15 protein-coding genes are annotated in these 14570 nt (G+C 62.1%); 4 read left to right on the top strand and 11 right to left on the bottom strand.

The window, feature by feature from the left end; genetic code table 11:
• The first annotated feature begins 7 nt into the window (after positions 1-7).
• Positions 8-952: an ornithine cyclodeaminase family protein gene (locus F8O05_RS00350; RefSeq protein WP_225735649.1), complete on the top strand. Its 945-nt coding sequence runs from the start codon at positions 8-10 to the stop codon at positions 950-952.
• 125 nt (positions 953-1077) lie between these two features.
• Here F8O05_RS00350 and F8O05_RS00355 read toward each other — a convergent pair whose 3' ends face one another.
• The 11 genes from F8O05_RS00355 to F8O05_RS00405 all read right to left on the bottom strand — a co-directional run bounded on the left by F8O05_RS00355 (position 1078) and on the right by F8O05_RS00405 (position 12229).
• Positions 1078-1791, bottom strand: a complete 714-nt coding sequence (locus tag F8O05_RS00355; protein WP_158050783.1) for a DNA methyltransferase — start codon at positions 1789-1791, stop codon at positions 1078-1080.
• Between the two features lie 60 nt (positions 1792-1851).
• Positions 1852-2100, bottom strand: a complete 249-nt coding sequence (locus tag F8O05_RS00360; protein WP_158050784.1) for a DUF3073 domain-containing protein — start codon at positions 2098-2100, stop codon at positions 1852-1854.
• Between the two features lie 163 nt (positions 2101-2263).
• Complete coding sequence (locus F8O05_RS00365; RefSeq protein ID WP_158050785.1) at positions 2264-2743, bottom strand: PTS sugar transporter subunit IIA; 480 nt, start codon at positions 2741-2743, stop codon at positions 2264-2266.
• Complete coding sequence (locus F8O05_RS00370) at positions 2740-3861, bottom strand: adenosine deaminase (RefSeq protein WP_158050786.1); 1122 nt, start codon at positions 3859-3861, stop codon at positions 2740-2742. The genes F8O05_RS00365 and F8O05_RS00370 overlap by 4 nt, the downstream gene beginning before the upstream one ends.
• Positions 3862-3996: 135 nt before the next feature.
• Positions 3997-5292: a thymidine phosphorylase gene (locus F8O05_RS00375; RefSeq protein WP_158050787.1), complete on the bottom strand. Its 1296-nt coding sequence runs from the start codon at positions 5290-5292 to the stop codon at positions 3997-3999.
• 24 nt (positions 5293-5316) lie between these two features.
• Entirely contained in the window at positions 5317-5718 is a 402-nt protein-coding gene (locus F8O05_RS00380; protein WP_158050788.1) for a cytidine deaminase, read from the bottom strand.
• Positions 5719-5728: 10 nt separating this feature from the next.
• Complete coding sequence (locus F8O05_RS00385) at positions 5729-7018, bottom strand: ABC transporter permease (RefSeq protein WP_158050789.1); 1290 nt, start codon at positions 7016-7018, stop codon at positions 5729-5731.
• A 1-nt stretch (position 7019) separates the two neighbouring features.
• The gene (locus tag F8O05_RS00390; RefSeq protein WP_158050790.1) at positions 7020-8276 is read right to left on the bottom strand and encodes an ABC transporter permease; all 1257 of its coding nucleotides are present in this window, start codon (positions 8274-8276) and stop codon (positions 7020-7022) included.
• Entirely contained in the window at positions 8263-9771 is a 1509-nt protein-coding gene (locus tag F8O05_RS00395; protein ID WP_158050791.1) for an ABC transporter ATP-binding protein, read from the bottom strand. The genes F8O05_RS00390 and F8O05_RS00395 overlap by 14 nt, the downstream gene beginning before the upstream one ends.
• Before the next feature lie 132 nt (positions 9772-9903).
• The gene (locus F8O05_RS00400; RefSeq protein WP_158050792.1) at positions 9904-11007 is read right to left on the bottom strand and encodes a BMP family lipoprotein; all 1104 of its coding nucleotides are present in this window, start codon (positions 11005-11007) and stop codon (positions 9904-9906) included.
• A gap of 100 nt (positions 11008-11107) precedes the next feature.
• The gene (locus F8O05_RS00405; RefSeq protein ID WP_158050793.1) at positions 11108-12229 is read right to left on the bottom strand and encodes a mannose-1-phosphate guanylyltransferase; all 1122 of its coding nucleotides are present in this window, start codon (positions 12227-12229) and stop codon (positions 11108-11110) included.
• A 113-nt stretch (positions 12230-12342) separates the two neighbouring features.
• Here F8O05_RS00405 and F8O05_RS00410 point away from each other — a divergent pair, with 113 nt between their 5' ends.
• The 3 genes from F8O05_RS00410 to F8O05_RS00420 all read left to right on the top strand — a co-directional run bounded on the left by F8O05_RS00410 (position 12343) and on the right by F8O05_RS00420 (position 14541).
• Positions 12343-13509, top strand: a complete 1167-nt coding sequence (locus tag F8O05_RS00410; protein ID WP_158050794.1) for a glycosyltransferase family 4 protein — start codon at positions 12343-12345, stop codon at positions 13507-13509.
• Between the two features lie 148 nt (positions 13510-13657).
• On the top strand, positions 13658-14080 hold the full coding sequence (sdhC, locus tag F8O05_RS00415) for a succinate dehydrogenase, cytochrome b556 subunit (protein ID WP_225735650.1): 423 nt from the start codon (positions 13658-13660) through the stop codon (positions 14078-14080).
• A gap of 20 nt (positions 14081-14100) precedes the next feature.
• A complete protein-coding gene (locus tag F8O05_RS00420) occupies positions 14101-14541 on the top strand; it encodes a succinate dehydrogenase hydrophobic membrane anchor subunit (protein WP_192496965.1) in 441 nt (146 codons plus the stop codon).
• The last annotated feature ends 29 nt before the right edge of the window (positions 14542-14570 follow it).

Genomic DNA, 14570 nt, shown 5'->3' on the forward strand with positions numbered 1-14570 from the left:
ACGCCAGTTGACTTCGATCCCATACCTCGACGCCGCGACGGTGTCCGCGCTGATGAGCCCAGCGGACGCCGTTGCGGCTCTGCAGGATGCGCTTCGAGAGGGTTTCGATCCCGCTACCGATCACCAGCGCATCGCGGATCCACTCGCGAACGGCGAGTTCCTCATTATGCCCTCGGAGACAGCGAGCGCTGCGGGACTCAAGGTACTCACGGTCACCCCGGATAACCCGGCCCGCGGCCTCGAGCGGATTCAGGGGTTGTTCGTCTTATTCGACGCCGAAACGCTGACGCCGACCCACCTGATCGACGGCGCTGAACTCACGGCGCTTCGCACCCCGGCGGTGTCATTCGCGGCGACTGCCGACCGGCTACTCGACGCCACCGATCCGCTTCGGGTCGTGGTCTATGGCGCCGGTCCCCAGGCGGTCGGACACGTAAACACCCTTCGGTCAATCACCACGCACCGGCGCGAAATCGACTCGGTCATTGCGGTCGTGCGATCTCCGGAAGGTGTGGCCGATCCTGGCCCGTTCCAAAGCATCCTGTGTAGCGGGAGTGCCGAGGCACTCGAAGCGACCGCCGCAGCCAATCTCATCATCTGCACCACCACTGCGCGAAGCCCGCTATTTGATGGGGCACTCGTGCGGGACGATGCGGTCGTCATCGCGGTCGGCTCGCACGTGCCCGACGCCCGCGAACTCGACGGCGGCCTGTTGGGACGCGCGAATGTCGTCGTCGAGTCGATTGATGTCGCGCTTCGCGAGTGCGGGGATGTCGTAATGGCGATCGCCGAGAATGCGCTCGAGGCTCGTTCGCTCATCCCCATGCGGGAGGTCGTGACCGGTCAAGTCAAGCTCGCCGCGGATAAGCCGCTGGTGTTTAAGAGCGCCGGGATGCCCTGGCAAGATCTTGTGATCGCCGAAGCCGCGGCGCGAGCGTTTGAGCGCAGTTAGCCGGTCACTGAGTAGGAGTGAAGCGACACGGGCAGCCGGTCACTGCGTAGGAGTGAAGCGACATATCGAAGTGACCAATACGCAAGCCGCTTCGATACGCTCCGCTACTCAGCGATCAGTGACGCCTAGGCTGCACGGCGAAACACGAGCAGCCGGTCGGCGATGAGGTCGTGCGGGTACTGATCCCACACGATCTCGCTCGTGCCCACCGGGTGGAGGTGTTGGGCCAACACGGCGGCGCAGTCGTCAATCAAGTGCGTGGTCACATCCCGGTAGTGAATATCAGCGAGATTCCACACCAGCAGCCCACCTGGGACGAGCAGCCAGGCGCATTGTGCGGCAACGACGCTGAGCTCTGCGAGATAGCGATCGTAGTCGCCGGTGTTCTCTTCGTACCCCGTGAGCGGATCGGCCTCGTGATCGTTGCGGGTCATGTACGGGGGCGAGCTGAGGATGAGGTCGACGGACCCAGCAGCCACTGGCGGTTCATCGTTCGACAGCACCGTGCGGAGGTCACGGGCGTCACCTTTGATGATGCGCGCGGCGGGTACCCGGTGTCGCAGGTAGGCGGCACGTTCAGGCAGCAATTCAACGCCAACTGCTTTCCGGCCAAGCGCTACGGCGCGAACGAGCGTCGTGCCAAAACCCGCGAAGGGGTCGAGCACAACGTCCCCCGGCTCGCTGCAGCGCTCAATCACGTGGTCGACGACCGCAGCAAGCATGTGCACGTCTTCGTCGGCATCGCGCGGACGCTCGGCGATGAAGTCCGCATGCCGAGCGTGGATGCGCGCCGCGAGCAACAGTTCTTTCGCTCGGTCAGCGTTGTCGAGTCCGTTCATCGTTCGGAAGTGTAGCGGTGGAGCGCCGCGTTCAAGAGAAATGATCCAGCGGCTTTCGACCTACGTGCGAGAGCTACCGCGGCCTTCGCCTTCGGCTTCATCCTCGTCGGAAACATCCTCTTCGTCGTCGATGTATTCGGCCCACTTGGCGAGCTCATCGTCGTAGTCGACATGGGATTCGAGACCCTCGGCATGCGATTTGGCGCCATTCAGCTCGCGTTGGAGTTGCTCGTAATCGGTCTCGTTAACGCTGTATTTCAGTTCCCGAGCGATCTTGGTGTGCTTTGCCTTCTGTCGGCCACGCCCCATACGTAACACCCTCACAGCTCGCTGGCCGTGGAGACATGAGTCCAGCAGCCAAAGTGATCACGGTAGAAATCCGTTGCCCCGAACTTACCACGCGGCAACGTCACCCGAGGTGCACAGGCTCGAGGTACCCGACCTGCGGCGGAGGCTTAGGGGAGGCCCCGGCCTAAGTGAAGTTCAAGTCGGGCAGGTGGGTTTGGATGAGTTCGACGAGCTCCGCATCCGAACTCGCGCGCACCGCCTTGGACACGAGCGTGTCGTCGCCGTCGAGGCCGTTGGCGATGCCTGCCACCACGTCGAGGTGCTGCGAGGCGTTCATCGTGCTGATTGCCACAACCAGACCCACCGGGTCATTGTGGGCGTGACCAAAATTCACCCCGTCGGGGAAGGTTACCGCCACGAGCCCCCGCTGCAGCGAATCGCTCGAGGGCTGCGCATGCACAAGGGCAAGACCGGGCGCGATCACGATATACGGACCGAACTTATCGATCACATCGATCAGCTTCCGAATGTATCCCGGGCGCACGCAACGCGCACCGACCAGCAATTCGCCAGCAATTTCAACCGCCCCGCGCCAGTTCACAGCCTTCGCGCCTCGACGCACCATCGTCTCGTCAAAGCGCAGGTCTAATTCAGCAGTGCTCATATTCTCGCTTCATCAAATCCATCGGCGACTCGGTCAGCAAGCCGATCGCGGTCTTCCACTGGCAGGAACGCAGCCTCACAGGCGGCAAATTGAAACTCCTCGAGGTCGTCGAGGTCGTAATCAAATTCATTCGCCAACCGTGCCAATTCCAGCGACGCGGTTGTGGAGCTCATGAGTCGATTATCCGTGTTCACGGTTACGGCAAACCCAAGTTCATACAGCAGATTAAAGGGATGCGCGGCCAGGCTCGGCACTCCACCGGTCTGCAGATTCGAGGTGGGCGCGATTTCAAGCGCAATGCGCCGGTTCTTCACCCACTCGGCAAGGTCCCCGAGTTGCGCGAAGGTGCCGTCGGCATCCTCATCGTGCAGTTCGATATCGTCGGCGATCCGGATGCCGTGGCCCAGTCGCAGCGCCCGGGCATCCAGCACCGCAGATTCGATTGAGTCGAGACCGTCCGCTTCACCGGCATGCACCGTGACCGGCACGAATTCCTCGGCGCAATAATCAAAGGCTGCGGCATGGTCGGCGGCCGGGAATCCCGCTTCCGGGCCCGCCAGATCGAAACCGCACACTCCACCTGGCACCAGGTGCGAGTCGTAGCGTTCCACGACCAGCTCGGCGATCTCATCCGATCGGTGGGCCTGGCGCATCGCGCAGAGAATCTGTTGCGCACGAATCCAGCCGCCAGTCGCCTCGACATCCGCGATGCCTTGCGCAATACCCTCGGCCACAGCATCCACCGCTTCACCAAGCGTCAGCCCGCGACCGAGGTGCTGCTCGGGTGCCCAGCGAAGTTCCGCGTAAATCACGCCATCCGCGGCGAGATCAACCACGGCTTCGCGGGCGATTCGGCGCAGCGCCTGCGCGGTTTGCATGACACCGACCGTGACCGAGAAGGTGGCCAAATAGCTCGGCAGTGAGCCGGAGTCTGCCGAGTCTCGAAACCACTTCGCCAGCAGTTCGGGGTCTGATTCGGGCAGCTCGAAATCGATCTCTTCCGCGAGTTCAACGATGGTGTTCGGCCGCAGCCCACCGTCGAGATGGTCGTGCAGCAACACTTTCGGCAGGCGACGCGCATCCACCCCATCGGGCAGGATGAAGTCTTCCTCAGTCATGGTGCACTGCTTCGCTTTCTCCGTTGAACCAACATTAGCCCGGTAACTGAATACCGAAGTTCAGCGTAGCGCTTGCCAGCGACACAGAGTCGGGCGTGCGCTGAACATTACGCATTCGGCAGGAATTCCGGCCAACTATTCGGCCGTAATTTTCTCTGCGATCAGCGGTTCCGCCGTAAACACCGTACCCGGCTCGGCCAGCTCCCACGCGCCCTCAAGGTCCGCGAGCGCCCCCGCAAATCGCGAAGCATCCTCCGCATGCAAGGTCCACAAGAGGTCTCCCGCCTTGATCGCATCCCCCGGCTTCACCGCGAGATCAATACCGGCCGAATGCACCACGGGATCCTCCTTGCGAGCCCGCCCCGCACCCAAGCGCCACGCGGCCACCCCGAACTGGTACGCATCCTGCGCCACCAAGACACCGTCACGATCTGCCCGCACCTCGAGCGACTCGGCGGGAACCGGCAGGGGTGCATCCGGGTCACCGCCCTGGGCAGCGATGGTCTTGCGCCACACATCCATCGCCTGACCGCCCTTGAGATGCGCCTCGACATCAACATCGGGCTGCCCGGCCAGGGCGAGCATTTCGCGAGCGAGCGCACAGGTGAGCTCCACGATATCGGCGGGCCCTCCCCCGGCGAGCACCTCGACCGACTCGCGCACCTCATTCGCATTGCCGATCGCGAGCCCCAGGGGCACATTCATATTGGTGAGAAGGGCCGACACGTTCACCCCGGCATCCGTCCCCAACTCGACCATCGTGCGCGCGAGCTCCCGCGCACGGTCGAGGTCTTTCATGAACGCACCCGAACCGTATTTCACGTCGAGCACGAGGGCGCCGGTGCCCTCGGCAATCTTCTTCGACATGATTGAGGATGCGATCAGCGGTATCGCTTCCACCGTCCCGGTGATATCGCGCAGGGCATAGAGCTTCTTATCGGCGGGGGCGAGCTCCGCGCCAGCCGCGCAGATCACCCCGCCGAGTTCCTGCAGCTGCGCGAACATCGCCTCGTTCGTGAGTTCCGCGCGCCAGCCCGGAATCGACTCGAGCTTGTCGAGGGTGCCGCCGGTGTGCCCGAGCCCGCGGCCTGAAAGCTGCGGGACCGCGACCTCGAAGGAAGCCACCAGCGGCATCAGCGGCAGGGTGATCTTGTCGCCCACCCCGCCGGTGGAGTGCTTATCGGAGGTGGGCCGGCCGAGATTCGAGTAGTCTAGCCGCTCCCCCGACGCGATCATGGCGTTCGTGAGATCGAGGATCTCGTGCCGTGTCATCCCGTTGAGGAAGATCGCCATCGCCATCGCGGCCATCTGCTCGTCCCCGACGTAGCCGGAGGTGTAGCGGGAAATGAGCCAGTTGATTTCCTCGGTGTCGAGGCTTCCGCCATCGCGCTTGTGACGGATGAGGTCAACGGCGGCAAAGGGTTCGATCACTACTTGCTCCTGGTGCGGTTGGGGTTAGCGGCCGAGGTGGGAGGGGCCGAAGGACTGCGGCAGGATCGCGTCGAAGGGGAGGATGCCCTGCGGGGTGTCGATCAGCATCTGCGGGGTCTTGAACTCATTGAGCAACTGTCGGCAGCGGCCGCAGGGCATCAGTGTTTCGCCGAGCCCGTCACAGCAGGTGAACGCTACGAGGCGCCCACCGCCTCCGCGCGCGAGTTCGGAGATCAGTCCGCATTCGGCGCACAGGCCAACCCCATAGCTCGCGTTTTCGACATTGCAGCCGGTGACGATGCGGCCATCTTCGGTGAGGGCAGCCGCACCAACCGGGTAGTTCGAATACGGCACGTATGCCTGCTGCATCACGGCCCGTGCCGCCTCGCGCAGTGGCTCCCACTCGATCTCGTCTAGCCCGTCCATGCTGGCTCCCTCACTTGATGTAAGGCACCCCGTCGGCGGCGGGTGCCCGTGACTGTCCGACGAATCCGATCACCGCGAGCACGGTCACGATGTACGGCACCATCGATAGCAGTTCTGAAGGAACATTTGCACCGACCTGGGTAGCGAGGGTACGGAAGTTCGATGCGAAACCAAACAACAGTGCGGCACAGGTCGCGTAGACCGGATGCCAGCGGCCAAATATAAGCGCCGCAAGCGCAATATATCCCTGGCCACTGGTGACTTCCTGGTTGAACGCGCCGACCGAGCCGAGCGTGTAGAAAGAGCCGCCAACCCCGGCAATCGCGCCCGAGAGAAGCACATTGAACCAGCGCATCCCGTTCACATTGATACCCACGGTATCGGCCGCCTTGGGATGCTCACCCACCGAGCGGGTGCGCAGACCCCACTTGGTGTTGAACAGCGCCCAGGTCAATAGCGGCACGAGGATGAACATCAGGTACGTGATGATCGAGTGTGAGAAGAACACCGGACCGATCACCGGGATGCTCGACAGCAGCGGAATCGGCCAGGTGGAGTAGGTTTCGGGGCTGTTGTACAGTTCGCGGTTGCTCGACATCAACCCGGAATACAGGTAGTTGGTCAGGCCGATCACGATCATATTGATCACCACACCGACGACCACTTGCTCGACCCAGTACGTGATCGAGAACAGCGCCAAGATCACCGAGACGAGCACCCCCGCAATAAGCGCCGCGAGGATGCCAGCGATCCAGCTGCCGGTCATCGAGGAGACGAGGGCCCCCGCGAAGGCACCGGCAAGCAGCTGACCTTCGATAGCGATGTTCACGACACCGGCGCGTTCGGAGACAAGGCCCGCCATGGAACCAAAGACCAGCGGCGTGGAGATTGCCAGGGTTCCGGTCAACAGCCACACAAACGGCACATTCGCACCGGCACCCACCCAGACGATCAGTGCGATGACCCACAGGGCCGCGAAGATGGTGATACCCCACATCGGCACAGGCTTGCGGTCGTAGGCGAGCTTCACCGAGTATGCGGCGAAGGCGAGCATGAGCACCGAGAGGATGAGGTTGGTCAGCATCGTCGGCAGAATCAGCGGTGGTAGCTCGATCGCGACATTACGGTTATTGAGATCGATGCGGGTAGAGACGTCGGCGGCCGCGTCGATGGCGAATACCAGCAGCGCGATCAGCGCGAAGACCACGAGCATGATCGGGGTCTTCCACTTGCGTGGCGCGAGGGCGGTCTCGGTCGGTTCCGGGTTTCCCGGAGTCTTCGGCGTAACGATGGCGGTCATGTTAGCTCCTCACCTTTGCAGCAGCGACACGGTCGCGGAACTTGATGCCCGTCGGTCGTGGGAGGAAGCCGAGGAATCTCGGCGCGGCAACGAAGAGCACGATGAGGCCCTGAATTACCGGGATGATGTCTCGCGGGATGCCGGCCTGGATTTCCATGGTCACCGCGCCCGCTTTGAGGAGGCCAAAGAGAAGTGCCGCGAGCACGATTCCCACGGGGCTATTGCCACCGAGGAGGGCGACGGTGATCGCGTCAAAGCCGATTCCCGCGTGGATGCTCGGTTCGATTCCGCTGGGGTGCACCTCGAGGGTCTGGGTGGCGGCGGCCAAACCGATAAAGGCACCGGAGATGGCCATCGTGGTGACCGTGACTGCCTTCACGCTGATGCCAGCGGTGCGTGCTGCGCTCGGGTTGATCCCCACCGCGCGGATCTTAAAGCCGACCGTTGAGCGGTCCATGATCCACCAGTAGAGCACCGCCGCAAGGAGCACCAGCACAAACCCAAGGCCGAAGGTGTTGAAGAGCTGCGGCATCACCGCGGTCGCATCCACCGCCTTCGATTTCGCGAAGCCGGGAGCATTCGGAGATTGGAACATCGGCTGCTTGAGCAGGTAGGTGACGCCCCAGTGCGCAATCCAGTTGAACATGATGGTGAGAATCACCTCGTGTGCCCCGGTTTGTGCCTTCAAGAAACCGACGATCGCGGCCCACATGGCACCACCGAGGATGGCCGCGAGGATCGCGACAATCAGGTGCAGGCCAGCGGGCAAGTGCCAGCTCGCGCCGACATAGCTCGCGAAGAGCGCGCCGACGAGCATCTGACCTTGACCACCAATGTTGAACAGGCCCGCGCGAAAGGCCACGCCGAGGCCAAGACCGGCAGCCAGCAGCGGGGTGGCCCACTGCAGCGTGGTCAATAAGGGTTGGAAGCCACGAGTGGGGCTGTACACCGCGCCCGAGATCATGGCGCGCACCGCATCCCCAATGAGCTCGGTTGCTACCCGGAAGAAGTCACCGGGGCGGGAGAAGAAGTACCCGAGGGTCTCCTGCACCTCTTTATTGGTGAAGACCGCGATGAGCATCCCGACAAAGAGCGCCAAAATGATCGCGACCACCGAGCGAACCACACTGCCGCCGAGGACATCCCGCCAGGCGGCGCGCCACGGATGCTCGGCAAGAGCATTGGTTGAGCCGCCGGCTGTTTTGTCTACGGGGGCTTTGGGCTCCGGCGGGGTGAGGGAGGCATTACTGCTGGTCATACGGGACTCCTGCCATCATCTTGCCAAGCTCTTCGCGGGTGGTGGTGGGCGGGACGATACCCATGCTGCGACCGCCGTACATCACCATGATTCGATCGGCGAGTTGGGTGACTTCATCAAGTTCGGTCGAGACGATCAGCACCGGGATGCCCGAGTCTCGGGCCGCAACAATCTGCTTGTGCACGAATTCAATCGAGCCAACGTCAAGCCCGCGGGTGGGCTGCGAGGCCACGAACATTTTGAGTTCACGTCCGAGCTCTCGCGCGAGCACCACCTTCTGCTGGTTTCCGCCCGAGAGCCGTCCGGCGTGGGTTTCAATCGACGGGGTGCGGATATCGAAGTCTTCCACCGCCTCATCGGCGAACTCGCGAATTGAGCTGAGACTCAGCGAGCCAAATTTCGAGAAGGGTTGCTGATCGATGCGGTCGAGCACGACGTTCTCGGAGATCGTGAACTCGCCGACCAGGCCGTCTTCGGTGCGGTCTTCGGGCACAAAGCCCAGGCCCCAGTCGAGGTTCTTGCGCACCGACTGGCCGAGCATTTCCTTGCCGAGCAGTGTGATCGAGCCGCTGGTCGTCGCGCTCAACCCGAGGATCGCCTCGGCCAATTCGGTCTGCCCGTTCCCCTGCACACCGGCTACGACCAGGATTTCGCCGCCGTGAATATCGAAGGAGAGTTTGTCGATCAGCACCGAGCCGGTTTTGCTGAAGACCGTGAGGTCTTGCACCCGGAAGTCGGCATTGCCGGGTTTCGCGGGTGCCTTGTTGACCGAGAGGCCGACGTCCCGGCCCACCATCAGCGAGGCGAGTTCCTCATTGGATGCGCTGGGGTCGGCTTCCCCAACCACCTTGCCGCGGCGGATGACGGAGATTTTGTCGCTGACTTGCCGTACTTCGCGCAGTTTGTGGGAGATAAAGACGATCGAGGTGCCCTGCTTGCGCAGTTGATCCATGATCGACATGAGTTCGTCGGTTTCTTGCGGCGTGAGCACGGCAGTGGGCTCATCGAGCACCAGGATGCTCGCCTCTTGTGAGAGCGCCTTGATGATTTCGACGCGTTGCTGGGCGCCGACGGAAAGGTCTTCAATTTTGTCGTCCGGGTCAATGTGGAACCCGAATCGATCGGAGATCTCGCGCACGCGCTCGCGCGCGGCGTTCAGATCGAGGATGCCGAAGCCGCGAGTGGGTTCGCGGCCCAGCATCAAGTTTTCGGCGACGGTGAACACGGGAATCAGCATGAAGTGCTGGTGCACCATGCCGATTCCCGCATCGATCGCGTCGCCAGGCCCGGAGAATTTCTGTTCCACCCCATCCAGCAAGATCTGTCCTTCATCCGGCTCATAGAGGCCGTAGAGAACGTTCATCAGGGTGGATTTACCCGCACCGTTTTCGCCGAGCAGACTGTGGATTTCTCCGGACTCGACGGTGAGGTCAATCTTGTCGTTGGCGGTGAAGGTACCGAAGCGCTTCGTAATGCCGCGTAGCTCGAGTTTCATCTTCTCGCTTCTTCTCCGGGCGGACTATGTGTGGGACTGCGTGCGGGTATGGATGCAGGTTTGGGCCGGCGGGGACCTGACGCCCCCGCGCGAGCGTGTTACTCACGCGGGGGCTGCGGGATGTCCGGGTGCCTACTCTGCCTGGCTGGGCGAGGAAGGCGACTCGACGACGATCTCACCAGAGATGATCTGCTGCTTGATCGTGTCGAGCTCTTCCAGCATGCCGTCCGGCAGTTGCGATTCGAACTCACCAAAGCCCGAAATGCCAACGCCTTCGTTCTCGAGCGTGCCGGTGTAGATCGTGCCGCCCGCGAAGGTGCCGTTGAGGGCATTCTCGATCGCGTCGAAGACGGTCACGTCGAGACCCTTCAGGATCGACACGAAGATGATGTCCGAGTAACCGGGCTCACCGATGGTCAGGTCGCTGTCCACACCGAGCAGGACTGCCGAGTCACCGTCCGCGCGGATAGCTTCGGCGGCACCCTGGTACAGCGGGCCACCCACCGGCAAGATGACGTCAGCACCCTGGGCGAGGAAGCCCTCGGTGATCTGCTTTGCCTTGGTGTTGTCGGTGAAGTTACCGACGAACTCACCCGTCTGCGACTCCACGTTCCAACCGAGGACCTGAACGTCAGCGCCCTTCTGTTCGTTGTAGTAGGCGACGCCGTCTGCAAAACCATCCATGAAGATGGTCACGGAAGGAATCTGCGAACCACCGTAGGTTGCGACAATGCCGGACTCCGAGAAGCCAGCGGATGCGTAGCCAGCGAGGAAGGCTGCCTGTGCCGTGTCGTAGTTGATCTGCAGGATGTTGTCACCCTCGAGGTAGTCAACGTCGATGATCGCGAAGTGCGTCTCCGGGTTGGCGTCCGCGACGGCCTGGGTGGCGTCCGCGAGCATGAAGCCAACGGGGATGATGATGTTGCAGCTCTGGTCGACCATGGTCTGGAGGTTTGGGGTGAAGTCATCGGGGCTGGTCGACTCGGCCTCGAGCGTGTTGACCCCGAGTTCAGTCTCGGCCTGGACGAGACCGTCGTGGGCGAGCTGGTTGAACGACTTGTCGTCAAACCCGCCCTCATCCGAAACCATGCAGGCGGTGAAGTCGCCGGCGTCAGCACCACCGCCGGCGCCCTCGGTGGAAGTGGTGTCTTCAGGAGCCTGGCCACAAGCGCTCAATACGAGGGCGCTCACCGCCGCGATACTGAGAAGTGGAATCAACTTTTTGCGTGTTGGCACGGTAGAACCTCCTAGGTCGTTCCGCTCCGATGCGGAAAACGGTATTGCGGGGATTCTAACGCCCAATCAGCACTTTTCGTTGTCCTTTTAGCTCGCGACGCTACAAAACTTCCGGATGCTCGGAAGATTTCAGGAGGTTAACAATGTCTTTGACTTGTTGTGCGTTCGAGCGGTCGGTAATCAACAGTGCATCCTCGGTGTCCACCACGATGATGTTCTTAATCCCCGCCACCGCGATTACCCGGTCGGTTTCCGAAATCACAATCCCCGTAGCATTTGTCGAGACCACCCGATCCGCTTCACCGATCACCTGCACCTCGTGCGCACAAGCCGCGGCAGCCTGGTGAACCCGAGTGATTGCCGCAAAATCGCCCACGTCATCCCACCCGAAAAAGCCTGGAATCACGGCGAGCGCACCCTTTTTGGCTGCGGGCTCGGCAACCGTGTAGTCGATCGCGATCTTCTCCAGGGTCGGCCAGATTTCTGCCACCACGGAATCCCGATTCTCAGTGTCCCAAGCATCCGCAATTGCGTTAATTCCGACGGCGAGTTCGGGGGCGTTCTCGGCCAGTTCATCGAGCAGGCGGGAAGCTTTGGCAATAAACATGCCGGCATTCCAGAGGTATTCACCCGAGGCGACATAGCGACTAGCAGTGGCCGAATTCGGTTTCTCGACGAACTCATCCACCTGTCGGGCGGAAGGGGCGCCGTGAATTTCGAATGGCTCGCCCGCGCGAATATAGCCAAAGGCGGTGGATGCGGCCATCGGCTGGATGCCGATGGTCACGATATGCCCTTCGTCGGCAGCGCGCACCGCTTCCCGGACCGCGCGCCGAAATCGGCCACCCGCGCTAATGAGATGGTCGGCTGCGAAAGAGCCGACGACTGCGCCTGGGTGACGCCGTTCCAAAATGGCGGCGGCGAGGCCGATCGCGACGGTGGAATCGCGCCCTTCGGATTCGAGCACGATGTTTTCGTCTTGCAACTCGGGCAATTGCTCGCGAACCTCTGCGGCGTGCGACTGCCCGGTGACCACCATGATGCGGTCCTCACCCGTCAGCGGCACCAGTCGTTCCCAAGTCGACCGCAGCAGCGTGGAACCGGTCCCGGCGATATCGCGGAGGAATTTCGGCCGGTCAGCGCGACTCAACGGCCAGAGCCTCGAACCGACACCTCCCGCGGGAATCACGGCATAAAAGTGGTCGGGATTAGAAGCGAGCATGCGCAAGAGCGTAACCCGTCAGTGGTGTAAATCCGGGGATTCCGCGACATTTGCGCGCGAAGTCCGAGATCTGTTTACTCCGCAGTAACCATTCCCCCTTAGCCTCTGGTGTTATGCGCGTTGCCGTTGTGACTGAAAGTTTCCTCCCGACTGTCAACGGCGTCACCAATTCGGTGAAGAAGGTGCTCGACCATCTCGCGCTGCGCGGGCACGAGGCAATCGTGATTTGTCCCGCTGCCGGAGCACCCGCCGACTATGCCGGGTTTCCAGTGCACGAGGTCGCTACCTTTAACTATCGGCAATTCCCGGTGGGGCTGCCGACCCTGCAGGTGCAGCGCATCCTCGACGATTTCAAGCCGGACGTGCTGCATGCGGCCTCTCCTGCCTTTCTCGGCGGCCACGCGATTGCCGCGGCGCGGCGACGGGGTATTCCCACGGTCGCAATCTTTCAAACCGATATCGCCGGCTATACCGAAAAAAATGGCCTCGGGTTCATGCGCGAAGCGACCTGGTCGCTCCTGCGCCATGTGCACAATCAGGCCGACCGCACCCTCGCACCGTCCAGCGCATCCATTCGCGATTTGACGCGACAGCGGATCGAACGGGTCGCGCGCTGGGGCCGCGGAGTCGACCTCGATACCTACCACCCCGATAACCGCGACACGAGCGATGCGCGAGCCCTGCGCGCGAGTATCGCCGGGCCGGATGAGGTCGTCGTCGGCTATGTGGGGCGACTCGCGCCCGAAAAGCAGGTGGAGAAGCTCGCGGAATTGCGCGGTATCCCGAACCTGCAGCTCGCGATCGTCGGTGACGGCCCCTCGCAGGATGCGCTGCGGCAGCAGTTGCGGGGGCTTCCGGTCCACTTCCTCGGCCGGAAGGGTGGACGCGATCTCGCGATGGCCTACGCGGCGTTTGATGTCTTCGTCCATACCGGCACCGAGGAAACCTTTGGCCAAACCCTGCAAGAGGCCCACGCATCCGGCACCCCGGTGGTGGCCCCGCTCGCGGGAGGCCCGATCGATCTGGTGACCCACGGCGGGGATGGATTCCTCTTCGACCCGTCCCAGTCTCGTGGCGCCGATTCGCTGCGCCGATACGTGGCTCGGCTCGCTGCCGACGCCGGTTTGCGAGCCCGGATGGGTGAGGCCGGTCGTCGTCGTGTCCTTGGTCGATCTTGGGCCGGAATTTGCGATGAATTGCTCGGGCATTACCAAGCTGTGATGGACCAAAAACGAGGTGTTCGCGAGCTCGCGATGACGGGCTCCATCGAGGCGCTCTAGTAAGGCTTGCCTTACCACAACCTGCCTCGAGCCGCCTGAATTCGCGGTAGAGTTGGCATACAGTTTCGGGCGTATTCGTGTATGCGCAAGTCTCCGCCCCGAGCGACACCACTGCCGCCGGGTCACATCAACACAGAAGGGTAGTTCCGTGTCAGCTGTTCAGACGGGCACCCCGACTTCACCTCAACCCGGGAAGAAGAAGTCCCTCGGTGGGACGCTTTACCGCGGCAATGAGGGTATGTGGTCGTGGGTACTTCACCGCATCACTGGTGTAGCAATTTTCTTCTTCCTCCTCGTGCACGTGCTCGACAGTGCACTGCTGCTGGTCAGTCCCGAGGTTTACAACGCCGTAATCGGCGCGTACAAGACTCCGATCATGGGGATCGGTGAGCTCGGCCTCGTCGGCGCGATCGTGTACCACGCCTTCAACGGTCTGCGCATCATCGTGGTCGACTTTGTGCCCGGCGGTACGCGCATCCAGAAGCTGCTGTTCTGGATCGTAATCGGCATCTGGGTAGTGGTGATGGCGGGCTTCGCCTTCATCCACCTGCAGAACGTATTCGGTCACTAGGAAAGTAGGGAGATCGAAAAATGACTATTGAAGCTGTCGAATATCCGCGTACCCCGCTTTCCGAACGCAAGAAGAGCGCCCAGAACTGGGAGCGCGCCGGTTGGGCGTTCATGCGCATCTCGGGTGTGCTGCTCATCTTCCTCGTGTTCGTACACCTGTACTCGAACCTGATCGCCGGTGACGGTGTGCACCAGATCGACTACCAGTTCGTGGTCGCCGAGAAGTTCGCGGTGCCGTTCTGGCTGATCTGGGATGCGCTGCTCCTCGTGCTCGCGCTCATCCACGGCACGAACGGTATGCGCACCATCGTCAACGACTACGTCTACAAGCCGGGCCCCCGCAAGGCACTCGTCGCGACCCTTTGGATCGCCTGCATCGTCGAGATTGTCCTCGGCATGATCGTGCTGATCGTCTTCGCCGTGGAGCCTTGCTTCCAGGGCGGCGCCTCGATCTGCTCGTAGTTCCGGTTCAACGCGTTTAGGAAGAGAAT

Source organism: Gulosibacter chungangensis, assembly GCF_008831155.1.
Classification (GTDB): domain Bacteria; phylum Actinomycetota; class Actinomycetes; order Actinomycetales; family Microbacteriaceae; genus Gulosibacter; species Gulosibacter chungangensis.

What these genes read in the sequence shown, in the direction of transcription:
- F8O05_RS00355 (WP_158050783.1), bottom strand. Translation starts at nt 1,791, where the DNA reads ATGAACGGACTCGACAACGCTGACCGAGCGAAAGAACTGTTGCTCGCG.
- F8O05_RS00360 (WP_158050784.1), bottom strand. Translation starts at nt 2,100, where the DNA reads ATGGGGCGTGGCCGACAGAAGGCAAAGCACACCAAGATCGCTCGGGAA.
- F8O05_RS00365 (WP_158050785.1), bottom strand. Translation starts at nt 2,743, where the DNA reads ATGAGCACTGCTGAATTAGACCTGCGCTTTGACGAGACGATGGTGCGT.
- F8O05_RS00370 (WP_158050786.1), bottom strand. Translation starts at nt 3,861, where the DNA reads ATGACTGAGGAAGACTTCATCCTGCCCGATGGGGTGGATGCGCGTCGC.
- F8O05_RS00380 (WP_158050788.1), bottom strand. Translation starts at nt 5,718, where the DNA reads ATGGACGGGCTAGACGAGATCGAGTGGGAGCCACTGCGCGAGGCGGCA.
- F8O05_RS00385 (WP_158050789.1), bottom strand. Translation starts at nt 7,018, where the DNA reads ATGACCGCCATCGTTACGCCGAAGACTCCGGGAAACCCGGAACCGACC.
- F8O05_RS00390 (WP_158050790.1), bottom strand. Translation starts at nt 8,276, where the DNA reads ATGACCAGCAGTAATGCCTCCCTCACCCCGCCGGAGCCCAAAGCCCCC.
- F8O05_RS00395 (WP_158050791.1), bottom strand. Translation starts at nt 9,771, where the DNA reads ATGAAACTCGAGCTACGCGGCATTACGAAGCGCTTCGGTACCTTCACC.
- F8O05_RS00405 (WP_158050793.1), bottom strand. Translation starts at nt 12,229, where the DNA reads ATGCTCGCTTCTAATCCCGACCACTTTTATGCCGTGATTCCCGCGGGA.
- F8O05_RS00410 (WP_158050794.1), top strand. Translation starts at nt 12,343, where the DNA reads ATGCGCGTTGCCGTTGTGACTGAAAGTTTCCTCCCGACTGTCAACGGC.
- F8O05_RS00420 (WP_192496965.1), top strand. Translation starts at nt 14,101, where the DNA reads ATGACTATTGAAGCTGTCGAATATCCGCGTACCCCGCTTTCCGAACGC.